Below are 14,893 nucleotides of genomic sequence, written 5' to 3'. Positions count from 1 at the left end.
TTTATAAAATTACATTTAGACCAAAATTGAACACACGCATTTGTGGATAGATTCCACCGTTAGAAGTGTCTAATTCAGGATCCCATAATTTGAACTTGCTAAATGTGAATACATTCTGTCCCTGAACATATAGTCTTATTGAATTAATTTTAAAGCGACTAGTCCAATCCTTATTTAAAGAGTATCCCGCCTCCAGATTCTTCAACCTAATGAAACTCATATCTCTCTGCCAAAAAGTAGACGATTGCGTATTGTTTTTATTCTCCGACATGGATAATCGAGGATAAGTTGCATTAGGGTTTGGATTTCTAGCCGACCATCTATTGTCAGCAACATCAGAATAAATTTGACCATAGACTAAAATATTGCCACTACTGCCATATAACGGTCCGCCTCCTATAACGCGTGTTACATTATCAACACCATGGAAAAATACAGAAAGATCAAACCCTTTATAAGAAGCGCTGGCTCCAAATCCATAATTTATTTCAGGAATATGGGTATCGCCAATTGCAACAATATCATAAGAATCAATAATACCATCACCATTGATATCTTTATATTTGATATCACCTGGATTTACCGTGGAAAACTTTTGTTCTGGACTATTTGCGATCTCTTCTTCTGAAGAAAATAGGCCTAAAGCTAATAACCCTCTTTGTTGATAGAGTCTCTGACCAACTTCCGTTTGATATGCCCATACCTTAGTTGGTATATCGTCATATATCTTTTTATTTCTATTATAGGTAAAGTTTCCTCTCCCTTGCAATACAAAATCTCCAGCTCTATGAGTGAATTCTAGAGAAGCATCAACTCCTTGATTCTGCATGCGCCCAAGGTTCACGTATTGCTGAACATTTATACCAACAACAGAAGGAACACTACCTTGTAAAATATAAATTCCTTCACGCTTTTCATGAAAATAATCAGCATTCAAGGTTAACTTGTTAAATAACCCAAGCTCTAAACCAATATTCTTTTTTATTGCACTCTCCCAAGCAACATTTGGGTTTCCCGGGTGACCGGTTGCTATACCATCTCTCCATTGCTGACCATTACTTCCAAAATGATAACCACCTGTCCAAGCCATTTCTGAGTTATAAGCAAAACGGCGAGTTCCACCTATTTGATCATTACCGATTTCCCCCATGGAACCTCGAATTTTCAATAGGTTAATTGAAGGTAGCGCTTCTTGAAAAAATGCCTCATTACTGATAATATATCCCAAAGCCAGTGAAGGGAAAAAACCAAACCTATGCCCAGGCGCGAAGTTTTCCGAACCATTATACCCAAAGTTACCCTCTATAAAATAGCGATCTAAATACGAATAAGTAACACGAGAAGCGATACCAATATTTCTAAACGGAAATGCTGCAATATAATCACCAGGAAAATTATTGGTTCTTTGTCTCATGCTAAAAAGGAACAACCCCCCAACATTATGTTTTTCTGAGAACATTCTATTATACATTAGGGAGGACTCAAAATTAATAGAACGTTCCCCCCTGTTTGAGCGAGCTAAAGAGAGGTAATCACTACCGTCCGCATTCTTATGCAAAATAAGTTTGCCATTTTCATCGCGACCAGTTGCATAATAGGTAGCAGGATTTTTGCGCTTATCTAAAGTTGAACCGTTAAATGCATCCCAAGAAAATTTAGCATTTGCTTTCAAACCTTTGGTTAATAACCCGGATAAATCCTGTGTTATATTAAGTAAAGATTGAGCATTATTCCAAAAATCCTCTGAAAATCCTGTGCTGTTTAACGCATAATACGGATTTTGTCCAACCAATGGTTGTGCATGTGTTCCATCAGAATAAACAGTCGGTATAGCAATTGGAGTGGTGTGTAAAACCATTTCATACATAGCCCCCATATCAACACCTAATCTATTCTTCGTTTCATATTGATTTGATAGGCTTAAACCTAAGTCAGTGGAAGGTGATAGTTTAACATCAATATTAGATCTAAAATTTACCTTATCGTAATTTACGGAAGGATCATAATTAGGCGACTTATTGGGTTCAAAAATACCATTTTCAACAACGTACGAACCAGAAACGAAATATTTAATCTTTTCCCCTCCACCTGTAACATTAACATTTAGGCGATCGGTGGTCGTATTATTTTTAAAAATTTCGTCCATCCAATCTACATTCGGATAAACGTCTAGATCGGTTTTATTTACATATAAATCTTTCATTTCTTGAGGGAAAGCGTACCTTCCTGATCCTTCAAAATTTATATCGTTATAATAATCAATCCATTGTGAAGCATTAGCCAGTTTGGGTAAACTAGTTGGACTAAGTACTCCTCTTTCCAATCGAGCGTTAATTATAGGCTTGTCCAATAGCTTACCTCGCTTAGTTGTAATTAAAACGATGCCGTTTGCCCCCCTTACCCCATAAACTGCAGTAGCAGTGGCATCTTTTAAAATAGAAAATGCTTCAATATCCTCCGGGTCAACTAAATCTAAGGAACGTTCAATCCCATCAACTAAAATAAGCGGACTAGAATTCGCACCAAAACTACTAATTCCACGAATCCAAAAAGAGGCACCCGAACCTGGCTCACCAGATCCTTTTACAGAGACAATACCTGCTAATTGTCCTGCCAAACTACTACTTAATTTAGAGACAGGAACCTTAAGATCACTAACCGCCACGGTAGAAATTGCTCCAATTATACTGGCTTTTTTTTGCGTACCATAGGCAACAACGACTGTTTCTTCCAATTTATTTACGGATGGTTCTAAAAAAACTTTAATTATTTGTTGAGAACCCAACTCTACTTCTTTGGTCTTATAGCCAATTTGTGAGAAAACAAGGACTTGTTGATTATCTACAACTTCCAATGTAAATTCCCCATTCTCGTTCGTACTTGTTCCATTGGAGCTTCCCTTGGCAACAATGGAAACCCCTTGTAGAAGCACTCCTGCATCATCAGTTACTGTACCCGAAATAGTTCGTTGCTGTTTTATCGCTTTAGTCTCTTGGATATTGGGTGCCTTTGATGGCTTGGTATTACTCTTCGTTAACTTGATAATAACGGTATTTTTATCCAGTTCATAGGAGAGCATTTGAGGTGTCAATATTTCATCCAAAACAGCCTTGAAATTCTTATTTTTAACTTCAACAGTAATCCTCTTGTCTTTGTTTATTGATTCACTATTGTATAAAAAATCATAACCTGTTTGGTGTTGAATTTCATCTAGAATTTCAATCAGGCTACCCTTTTTAATTGTTAAAGAAACATTTTGACCAAAACTTGTAGCGTGTACATTTAGCATGGTCGCGATGAGAATAATAATTGTTAATTTCATTCTAATTAATGCTTTAGTTAAGGTTTCACGCCCTAATTGGCATTTTTCATTAATCATTTTATACATTTGTAATTGTTTGGTGTTAATTGTTATACATTCTTTGGTCAATTCTTCACTAAACATCTAGATCGGGGGTGTTGGTAGCACTTCCGATTAGTTTTTAGACAGATTCTAAACGTTACATAACTAGGACCCTCCCGTCCTGGATTTTAAATTTATAATTAGATATTTTTTCTAGTTGATTTAATAAATCAGTTAATTTCTTAGTTCTTCGGACCATACCTGAAAATTTATCATTCGAGGTAGAATTAATGGAGAATTCTTTAATATCGTACCAGCCCTTAATTTTTGAAAGAACGGTTTGAATATCATCTTCGTTAAACCTAAAATACCCCTCACGCCATGCTAATACTTCTTTTATATCTGCTTTTCGAAAATCGATTGTTTGATTTTTGAGATCAGAGATAGATTGAAAACCCGGTTTCAGATACCGTTTATGTTCTCCGACACTTATCAGTACTTTCCCAGATATTAGTGTGGTAATAATTTTATCGTTTTTTAAATTTGGTGAAACATTGAATTCTGTCCCAAGGACTTCTATTGCTGTTCCATTTGCAGTTACCACAAATGGTCTATTTTGTTCATGGGCAACTTTCAAATAGGCTTCTCCTTTTAGTTCTATGGCGCGGATATTCTCACTAAATTCATCCGGATAGGTAATACTGGCGTCGGAATTTAACCAGACATGAGTACCATCGGCAAGCTCGAGATGTATTGAAGTTCCTTTGGGACTTACTAAAGTTCTATTTACAACTGAATTACTATTTGCTTCCGATATTCTGTAAACATTGTTTCCCTTGTCATCTTTCGCCACTTCAAGGCCTTCATTTGCCAGATCCTGAATGTTTTCATTGGAAATAACAATTTGTTTACCATCTGATCTTAGCAAAATTGGTTCTTCTTGATTAGGAAGGTTGATTTCATTTTTTTGGGCTAGCGAGCGCACTTCCGAATTTTGAAACTCTTTAAGATTCAGGATAACATATCCAATTGAAATAAAAACCAAGATGCATGCAGCAACTTTTCCAATCCAACGGCTATTACTATATTTTTTCGATGGTATTTTTCCTGGCTGGGTTTTATCAATATTTGACAAAATAGAATTAAGAGTTTTCTTTTTATCAAATTCACCCGGTTGTTGCTGTATCTGTTTTCTTAATTCAATTTCCTCTTCAATCAAATCATCAAAAGTTGAATCTTCGCAGTCATTCAGAAGTATTAATAATTCCCGAAGTTCCACTTCATCAATTTCATAGGATAAATATTTCTTAAAAAGAATTTGTAGTCTTTCTTGTTGCATAATTTGGTCAATGGCTGTGTCATGATTACAGTTAATCTGACTCATTTACATACAATACACCGGAAAAGAAAAAAGGGACTACAGAAAAAAAGAATTTTTAAAAATTAAAATGAAAACCTTATCGATTTTAATTCTCTAGCCATAGAGGTTGGGCGTATTATTTCCTAATTAGATGGATCAAAATTAAGAGGGATAATAAGTTTTTACTAAGGCCAAAATTACGAAGGTGTTTTAGTGATTTGACGATATGATTTTTAACAGTGTTTTGAGATATATTTAATTTTTGTGCTATTTCTTGATGAGACATCCCTTCGATTCTACTCAAGGTAAAGACGCGCTCTTGTTGCTTAGGGAGACTAGAAAAACAATTCGAGAGCTCTTCTGCTAACTCTTTGTTTTCAAGTATTTTATCAGGAGCATCACTAAACTTGTTTAGATGAAATAATAGCCTATCAAATGCCATTTGAGATCGTTTGATTCCTCTTAATTTATTTAAGCATTCTCTTTTTGTCATCGTGTAAATATAGGGCCAGATAAGAGATTCTGCACGTAGTTCTAACCGTTTATTCCACAGTTTAACAAAAACTTCTTGAACAATATCTTCACTCCAACCAGTGTCTTTCAATAAAAAATAGGCCAAATCATACACCTCATCTGCATATTTATTATAAATAGCAGTCAAAGCAGATTGTTTCCCAAAGATTAAATCTAGCACTAAAACCTGGTCTGTTATTTCAGCCTTCATTAAGAATATATTTAGGTTCGGTTATTTCCATAATATATCATTTTTGAGATGATATTGGGAACCAATTTAATAATTATTCATGTTAACAAAGAATTATTATTATTTTAAGTAGAAACTCTCAAGATTTCTTACAGATAATTTCCTGCTAGAAAAATAACATTCATTTTTGATTAACAACTTCCTATTTCTAAGGCGAATTCCTCTCAATTATTGGCAATGACTATCTTAAAACCAAAAATTAGGGAAAACTGCATTATGTTCTCCCTAATTATTTAATTCAAACTACCTTTTGTTTGTTTTAGTTTGATGTTTAAAACGAAATACGTTCTTCTTGATAAAAATAGTTTTGTTTATTAGTGTCTAATAGCCCATGTTCTGTGTTAATTCTGGATTACGTTGCAGTTCATCCATGGAAATCGGCCATAATAAATCAGATTCTTTAAAAGTAGCGCCAGATGCATTTTGAGAACCAATTAATGAGATATAGGTCACTTTTCCTTTTTCAGTTTTCGAGATTACTGGAAACATACCTGTACGTAAACAATCATCCCAAATCTTGAATTCTAATGGTAATTCTCTTAAACGTTCTGTCCAGCATGCCTCAACAAATTTATCAACTGATAAGCTCAAAAGCTCATTCTTATGTATAGCAATTGTCTTCCCACTCATATCAGCCCTTGACTTAACTTCCGCCAAATAACCAGCTGCCTCGGCGTTAACACCTTCTGATTTAGCAATAGCTTCAGCTGCAATTAACAACGCTTCAGCATAGCGATAAATATTCCAATCTTTTGTTCCTCTGCCCGTATTCAATAGTGCATCTTCATCATAAAAATACCATATTCCGGCCCTATCAGAAGTCCATTTTTTACCACTGACAGGATGCGTATACTCCCAATGAAAAAATTGGTTGGGTTGGATTCGCAAATCGTTTGTCTGATAAACATTTAAAAAATGGTTAGAGGGTCCAATGACACGTTCAAAAATTGCATAGGTGCCAAAAACAGATGTAGCAGATGAGCTAAAGGCATAACTTGGCCATCTTCCACTATCATTAATCGCATCATCAAATTCAAAAGCATAAATAACTTCACTTAAATTATCATTGGTTCGAAGTTTATTATAAGCACTACCCATTTTAAGATTATCATTTTTGGCTAAACTATGTTCAGAAGCAGTCACAATTCTAGCATAAGTTGCTGCATCTGCATATTTCCCTTGCTGCAAATAAACGTTTGCTAAGGCCATAGCGGCAACATATTTTGTAATTCTATAACCATTTTCAGTAAAAACCTTTGATGGCAATGAATTAACTGATTCAATTAAATCGGATTCAATTAGAGTATAGATATCAGAAACGGGCGATCTTTTTAAGAACATATTCTCTAAACCTTCGTATGGTTCAGTAGTTAAGGGTAATGCTCCAAAAGTTTTAACTAAATAAAAGTAATTAAATGCCCTGAAGAACTTAGCCTCTGCTAATAATAAAGCCTTATTACTTTCATCCATATCAATGCTTGGAATATGTTTTATAGCTCCATTAGCGATATTAATAGCCCGATAGGAATCATTCCAAATGCTATTCATATAGTTCGAAATTGTTCGTAAATTATTCTGACGGGTTAATAATCTTGAATACATTGCAATAAGCTCCTGTCCTTCATAATCATTAGAAAAGTAACCCGTTAAGAAAGAACCCACAGTCGCAGTAGGACCAATATATGCAGAACTTGCTACACCGTAACGTACCGGTGCGCCCATACGATACATTGAAATAATATTTTCTTTCGCCTGTGCTTGATTTTGGTAATAAACTGAGGAGGTAACCGTTGATTTTGGGTCTTCCTGCAAAAATTTTTCACATGCACTCGTAACAAGTAAACTGCCACTCAAAAATGCAATTGTTATATATTTATTTTTCATAATCATATCTCCTTTTTAAATTATAGTGTAAGATTGATTCCGAACGTAAATGTTTTCGCTCTAGGGTAAGAGAAAAAAACCATATTTTGTCCAAATTTATTATCATCTCCAAGTGAAGTACCTTCTGGATCGTAACCTTTAAAATCACTTGATGTTAATAACCAAGGGTTATTGGCACTTCCATAAATTCTTAATCCAGATATTCCCATCTTTTCAACCATACTAGAATTAAATGTATAACCTAATTGAAGTACATTGACACGTAAATAGGATCCATTTACAATCCATGATGAGTCTACATTAGTATCTTGTCCAGCATGTCCAGAATTTGTCAGAACAAGGGCTTGTTGATTTGTATTGGGATTTGTACCATCATATGCTCCATAGAGCAACTCTTTTAAACCGTTAGTAATTCCAAATCGATCATATGTAGAGTGGTAAAATTGTTGCATCGTTTCAACACCATAAATGAATTGTAAATCAAGCATTAAATCGAAACCTTTATAAGAGAAATTATTTATAAAACTTCCAGAGAAATCTGGCGCCCCTTTGCCTAATATTTCCTGTGTTGAGGAACGTTTTGGTCTGCCAATCTGATTTTTGGTAATATCTCCATTTTCAAAGTCCTCAATTGTATAGACCCCATTCCGTTTATAACCATAAAAACTATTCAAGTTTTCACCTACACGAATAATACTATTTGGCCCCCCTACCCAACCATTTAACAATATATCTTCATTGTTCACACCTAGCTTGAGCACCTCATTCTTATTGTAATTCGTGTTGAATGTGGTATTCCACAAAAAGTCATCATTACTAATTGGACTGGCGGTAATCATCAAATCAATTCCTTGATTTCGGACTGAACCAATATTCCTCATAACGGAAGAAAAACCTGTTGAATTTGGAACAGGTGCATCAAGAAGTAAATCAGTCGTCGTACGGTTATAATATGACACATCAAAGTTCAAACGATTTTGAAATAACCCAATTTCAACTCCGGCATCATAAGTTCCAGTCTTCTCCCATTTTAAATCGCGGTTAGGCAAAGAATTAATATAAGAATATGCCATTCTCGAACCGTTCATCAAGACAGTTCCAGATGATACGTTTGCCAGTGAACGATAAGGATTAATTTCTGAATTTCCAGTCAATCCATAACTCGTATGCAATTTTAAATTACTAATCCAATCATGATCTACAAGAAAATCTTCATTCGATACATTCCAAGCCAATCCTAAAGAAGGAAAAAAAGCATATTTATTATTAGCGCCAAATTTAGAAGAACCATCATAACGTCCTGTAATAGTAGCAGAATATCGATCATTATATGTATAAGCTCCACGGATAAAATACGAGTTCATTGCCCATCTATCCCATTGAGAAGTTGGAGAGGAAGGGGTGCTTCCAACAGCCATATTGTTCCATTCAAAAAAATCATTACTAAATCCTTCAGTACGAGATCCATCGAAACTGTATGTACGCTCCTGCCAAGATAATCCAGCCATTGCATTAATCCTATGTTTGTCAAACTGTTTATTATAAGTTAAATAAGTTTCCTCTTGCCAGTAAAAGCTATTTGAATTCTGAATTTCTGCCCAACCATTTGGCATGGAAATATTATTTAATATAATAGATGAATACCCTTTATAATCTTTCTTATGATGATCGACACCAAATTGCGTCTTTAAATCAAGGCCTTCAGCTAAATGAAAAGTTAAAGCCGCATTAGCAAATATTTGCGTATTATAACGCATTCTTTTTTGTTTATCCAAGATTGCCACGGGATTAGACATACCCTCAAAGCCTAATACATTCGACACTTGAGAGGACGAGGAAGAAGTATAAGAATTATTCGAGTCATAAATAGGATACCATGGAATCATTTCTATCATCGTTCTTCTTGCATCTTGTCCACCACCCGATTCTGGAGTATAGCGACCCCATGTATGATTAGCCGTTAAATTAATACTTGTGGACAACCATTCCTTGGGCTTAGAATCATAAGCCAATTTACCATTGACTCTTTTACTATAAGTGTTATTAACGATTCCTTGTTGATCAGTAAAATTCAAAAATGCGCCCATCGAAGAGCTTTCATCACCCTGTTGAATATTGAGTTGGTGATTCTGAGAAATCGGGCTACGAGTTGCCTCCTTTTGCCAATCGGTATCATAAATTGGATTACCATCACTTGTAAAATATTCTGGATCGTTGAACCAACTTTTTTTATCCAAAGACCAGTTCTTTCCATGCCATTTATTTTCGTTTTCTAAACCTATCATAAAAGCATCTACCCACTCCTGTGCATTCAAAACACCCATATATCGCTGTACTGAACTATTGCTTATAGAGCCTTGGTAACTCAAGGTTTTTCGGCCATCTTTAGTTCCTCTTTTTGTTGTTACTAAAATGACTCCATTCGCACCCCGTGCACCATAAATAGCGGCAGACGAAGCATCTTTTAATACTTCAATTCTTTCAATATCGTTAGGATTCAATAAGTGAAAATCTTCCATAACCACTCCATCAACAACATATAATGGATTCGAAGAAGAGTTAATGGTTGCCGTTCCTCGTATAACTACACGATTTGCATAAGCACCCGGTTGACTCGAGTTTGAGTAAATATTTACACCGGAGGCTTTTCCACGGAGATTGTCAAGCGGACTAAAATTTTGTGATTTAATCATGTCTTCTCCTTTTGCAATCGAAATAGAACCGGTCACATCTGATTTACGCATAGTACCATAACCAACTACGACAATCTCATCAATAGAGGCTTGATCTGGCTCCATATTAATATTAACAACTTCTTGCTTTATTGGAATCTGCACAGTTTTATATCCAATTGAGCTTGCCTTGAGAATCTGTCCTACTTGAGCTTGTATTGAATATTGACCATCTCCATTGGTTTGCGTTGACTGTGTTGCTCCGTCAATTGTGATGCTTACACCGGCAATTGGTTTGCCTGTCGACAAATCGAGAACTATACCAGAAACGCGCTCTTGTTTCAAATTATAATCAATTTTCTCAAGCGCTGAAACACCAGAAAAGGCATGACAATGGTAGCAAATTGCCATAAAAGAAAGCAAAGAACCGCAGAGCTTTCTTTTCATTTGTTTTGTTTTTTTAGCGTTTAACATAATTTATTGGGGGTTAGTTGTAAAGTGTTCTTCCAACAACACTATGGCATCATAGAGCACACCAGCTGAACCTCGGAACTGACCAGAACCTTTAGGTTTATTGTCGATGGAATAAAATTCGTAAAATCCTTTATTAGCAATAACTCGATCCAGCATAGGGATTAGTTGGTCATAGGCTTGTTGAACAAAACCATTTCTGATCATTTGTTTTATAATTCGTCCTCCAAACCATGTCCAATCTCCTCCGTTTTGGTAATTATAAGGGAACATTCCTTTGTTTTTGAAACTCCCCGCTGGATAAGTTGGATAAAGTGTTAATCCCACTGAAGGAGCTCCAGATTTTTGGACATTTTCAATCATCTTATCAAAAGACTGTTCGGCTTGTTCTTTTGAGAGCAAATTTGCCTCAATTGCAATAGCAGTTCCTCCATGATAAAATATCTCATCTTCATTAAAATTCGATGGGAATGGAGATTTCCCTAAATATATATGAGGCTTGAATTTATGTCTACTTTGATCCCATAAATATTTCATTGAGTTGGTCGCTATTCTTTTTCTAATTTTTTGCCATTTTCCAGACTTTTGGGGTATTATCTCCAAATAATTATCAATACCAATCAAAAACATCGCATTATCATAAATGTCAATGGCTAAATTCGAATTCTCATCAAGATAAACACCCCAATCGTGTTCAGGTTGAACATCTCCCCAATCGGCAGTAGTGGCACCCCATAACAGTCCATATTTTCTGTTATAACGATGTTTCATTAAAAATTCCATTGCAAATTCTAATCGTTCACTAACTGTACGACCACCTATGACTTCATTTAAAAATTCACGATCTCCAGTTGCTTTAATGTATTTATAGACAGCTTGAATTAAAGAAGATTCTTGATCGGTTTCTACCGTATTTTTATGCCCAGCAAAATTTGGTTCAAGATCAGAATGGATATATTGATAACCGATCTTTGAACTCAATGCTTTTTTTTTGGGAACAAAGCCATCTATAATATTCCCATCTTTGCCTTGTAGTCTGAAGAACACACGTAAATTTTCTTTGGTTTGCTCTGGATCATGAACGATACTTGCCAAAGTGATGAAAGTATTATAATCTCGAATCCAAACCTCACTATAACCATCGCCTGCAGTAAAACCACTCTTGACCAGCTTAATTGCTTTTTCTTTAACTGTATCAAGACGATCATCCGAATCTATTATGGATCTCAAATCTCCTAAACCCCAATTTTTATTAGGTTGGGGGCCCATTTCAAGGATTAGGCTACCTCCTTTTAACAACTCAGATGCAGGAAATTTAAAATCATATAACGGCTTGCCATTTAACTCGGCATGTTGAACATATATATTGGTTTGGCTTGTATTTTTGGCCTCAATTGTAAATTTTTCACCTCTGTTATATTGTTTGCCGAGATGTATGGTTATTTTTTCGAATTGTGGACTTCCTATTTCATATATTGGATTTACCCGTGTACCGCCATCCGTTTGAAAAAGTCCAATAGCATTCATTAAATACCAAGCGCTCATTTGTCCTTGATCTTCATCTCCTAGATAGGCATTCGAAAGACCAGAACCATAATAGCGATCTGCAATTGAACGACTCCATTTTTGGGTAGACCAAGGTCGACCAACCCAATTAAATAAATAAGCAAAATGCATAGATTGCTGATTACCTTGTACCACAGGATAATCCCAATATTGATCATTTGGACCATTATAACGCCAGATATTACTCTCTTCAAAACCCCATTCTAAACGGTCAATGAACTTATCACGTCCAATCAAATCGGACAATCCGATTATGTTCTGAGGTACAAAAAAAGTTAGTTGCCATGCGTTGCCCTCTACGTAATGTTCATTCGCTCCTGATTTAAAAGGATCAAAATCATTTAACCAATTGCCTTTAGAGTCACGCATCCGAGCATAGCCTGTCTCTGAATCAATCACGTTTTTCCACCACTGACCCCGCTCATTAAACACCTCAAAATCCCCCTGTTTACCCAATGCTTTGGCAAACTGTCCAACAGTCCAGTCATCGAAACTATACTCTAAGGAGTTAGAGAAACGTCCCTCGTCGAAAGGAACATATTTATGTTTTAAATATGTTTCGAGGTCTCTATTACCTGCATAACCTCCCTCCACAGGTTGAGCTTTAGCCGTTTGCATCTTTTTGACCGCCTCGAATGCTTTCTGTACATCAAAATCTCGAATTCCCATTTGATAGGCTCCAACAATCAGCGGAATTTCATGTTCTGCAACCATAACCGGAATATACTCCATTCCCGCTGGACCTTTCGCAAGCCAACCATTAGCATCATACATAGCCAGCTGAGATCTAACCCACTTATTACTCCATTCAGGAGTAACCAGATTCCAAAATTGATTAAGATTCCAAAAGGTATTCCAGAAAGCATCACAACCAAGGGCTAAATCCTCCGTATTAGCAAATTTTCGAATTTTCTCATCTGCTGAACGCCAGCTTCCGTCAACGTCACTAAAAATATTTCGACTAGTTAACGATCTATACATATTGGTATAGAATTTTTCCTTCTTCAAAAAATTATTACTATTAATCTCGATTCGATTCAGTAATTCTTCCCAAGTGTTTCGATTTTGAGTAATAATTTGATCAAAGGACCAGCCAAATGGGTCAGTAATTTCCTTTTGAAGATTTAAGGCTGCATTTTCAATACTCACATAAGATATACCTGTTCGAAGTTGAACTGCTCTATTATTTTTAAGTTCAAATTCTACGAACATACCTGCATTATTTACTTGAAGGGCCTCTAGGTTTTTTTGAATACTTACTGTGTCATTATGCCAAGTGCCATAATTGACAATAGGTCGATCAAACTCGATCACGAAATGTATACTATACTCTTGATCAACTCCACCTGACCAAACATTTCGGGAAATTTGGTGACTAATTCCTTCTATTTTATACTCGTTAACCTTTGTAAGTTTTACGCCTTGTAATTCGTAATTATACTCGGCCGGTATTTTCAAATCGATCATTATCCGACCCGTGTCTCCTCGGTTATAGGTGTACCGTTGGAAACTACTTCTTGTAAGTGAAGTCAATTCGGCTTTAATATCATATTTCTTTAAATCTACTTTATAATAACCCAATGGTGCCTGTTCTGAGCCTTTATCAATTTCCGAACGATAACCACCATGTAATCCATCTTGATCTCCAATATGTGTTATGAGTTTTCCATTAACAGGAAAAGTCCCTAATCCTGCCATAGTCCATTCATGAATGTGACTAAATGTCCCTATCGATTCAAAGGTTGGATCATAACCGGCTTGCCATCCACTATTCTGATTATCAGGACTAAGTTTAACCATACTGAAAGGCATCCATGGTCCTGGGGCTAGCATCCATCTTGAATGTGCGGAACCCATCATTGTGTTTACGTAGTCAACAGTACTTCCTTGCTTTTGAGCTTGCCTTTTAATGGTTCCTTTAGTATATTCTTTATTGTTTATTAAGATCTGATAAGAGCTCGTTTTTTCAGATTCAACACTTGCCATTGGCGCTTCTAAAATTGATCGACCATTGTCCAGACGCTGATTAAGAATTTCTTTACCGTCTAACAGTACGCTCATAACCGGACTGTCATGGGCATCGATTACATCAATTAGTAGATACTGCGTCTGATCTATCTGGAATTTACTTGGTTTGATATCTCCAATTAATGCCTGTGAAGGTGATTTTAGAACTAAATGTGAAGTTCCAGTTAAATCAATTTGGTCAAAGGCAATCCATCCACCATCAAGAGAGGTAATTACTATTTCATTATAGCCTTTCTTTATTAACTCATTGGGTAAATTAAATGCAAAAACCTTTTCATTTTTTTGACTAAAAGGACCGGTAGGGGTTTCAGATCCATCTCCTTTATCCAAATTAATGATATAGGATTTTTTATTTACTAATACCTTTACCTTTGAACCATATTTTGGATCCACTCCTAAAAGGTTAAATGTTAGATTCCATGGATCTTTGGATGAACCATCATTCACCTGTCTGTTTTGAGTGTTATTTAAGGTAGTCAAGTCTTCCAATTCAAAAATTAACTTTATAAAATGTGATCGAATACCCGCTGTTCCTCCAGTCCCACCCCAACTATTTTTTGGTCCAGGTAAAACAAATGGAAAACCCGTTTTAGTATCTGTTTTTCCAATGAGAAAATAGTTGTCTTCAAATCCGAAATCTTGTTTAAGGAATTGATCATATGATTTAGGAAACAAAGCCATATCATTTGCTTGATTGTCATTGTTTCCTATTTTCCAAATCACAGAATCTGTAATAGAGGCTTTAGATTGGTTTATAAATAATCCAAAGAAAATGCTAAGAAAGAATGTAAGAGTAGCTTTCATAA

6 protein-coding genes are annotated in these 14,893 nt (G+C 35.6%); all 6 read right to left on the bottom strand.

Annotation, left to right across the window (positions count from 1 at the left end; genetic code table 11):
* Position 1: 1 nt before the first annotated feature.
* The 6 genes from AC6CHH_RS02445 to AC6CHH_RS02420 all read right to left on the bottom strand — a co-directional run bounded on the left by AC6CHH_RS02445 (position 2) and on the right by AC6CHH_RS02420 (position 14,891).
* Positions 2-3,322 (bottom strand): TonB-dependent receptor, encoded by a 3,321-nt coding sequence (locus AC6CHH_RS02445; RefSeq protein ID WP_498279366.1) that lies wholly within the window; start codon positions 3,320-3,322, stop codon positions 2-4.
* Positions 3,323-3,500: 178 nt separating this feature from the next.
* Positions 3,501-4,727, bottom strand: a complete 1,227-nt coding sequence (locus AC6CHH_RS02440) for a FecR family protein (RefSeq protein WP_498279364.1) — start codon at positions 4,725-4,727, stop codon at positions 3,501-3,503.
* A gap of 112 nt (positions 4,728-4,839) precedes the next feature.
* Positions 4,840-5,427: an RNA polymerase sigma factor gene (locus AC6CHH_RS02435; protein WP_498279362.1), complete on the bottom strand. Its 588-nt coding sequence runs from the start codon at positions 5,425-5,427 to the stop codon at positions 4,840-4,842.
* Between the two features lie 360 nt (positions 5,428-5,787).
* On the bottom strand, positions 5,788-7,350 hold the full coding sequence (locus AC6CHH_RS02430) for a RagB/SusD family nutrient uptake outer membrane protein (protein ID WP_498279360.1): 1,563 nt from the start codon (positions 7,348-7,350) through the stop codon (positions 5,788-5,790).
* Positions 7,351-7,370: 20 nt separating this feature from the next.
* Positions 7,371-10,469, bottom strand: a complete 3,099-nt coding sequence (locus tag AC6CHH_RS02425) for a SusC/RagA family TonB-linked outer membrane protein (RefSeq protein WP_498279358.1) — start codon at positions 10,467-10,469, stop codon at positions 7,371-7,373.
* Between the two features lie 30 nt (positions 10,470-10,499).
* Complete coding sequence (locus AC6CHH_RS02420; protein ID WP_498279356.1) at positions 10,500-14,891, bottom strand: GH92 family glycosyl hydrolase; 4,392 nt, start codon at positions 14,889-14,891, stop codon at positions 10,500-10,502.
* Positions 14,892-14,893: the final 2 nt, after the last annotated feature.

The organism is Sphingobacterium sp. GQ94 (genome assembly GCF_059758715.1).
The sequence above is the reverse complement of the archived record's forward strand: the minus strand, read 5'-3'. Positions and strand labels throughout refer to the sequence as shown.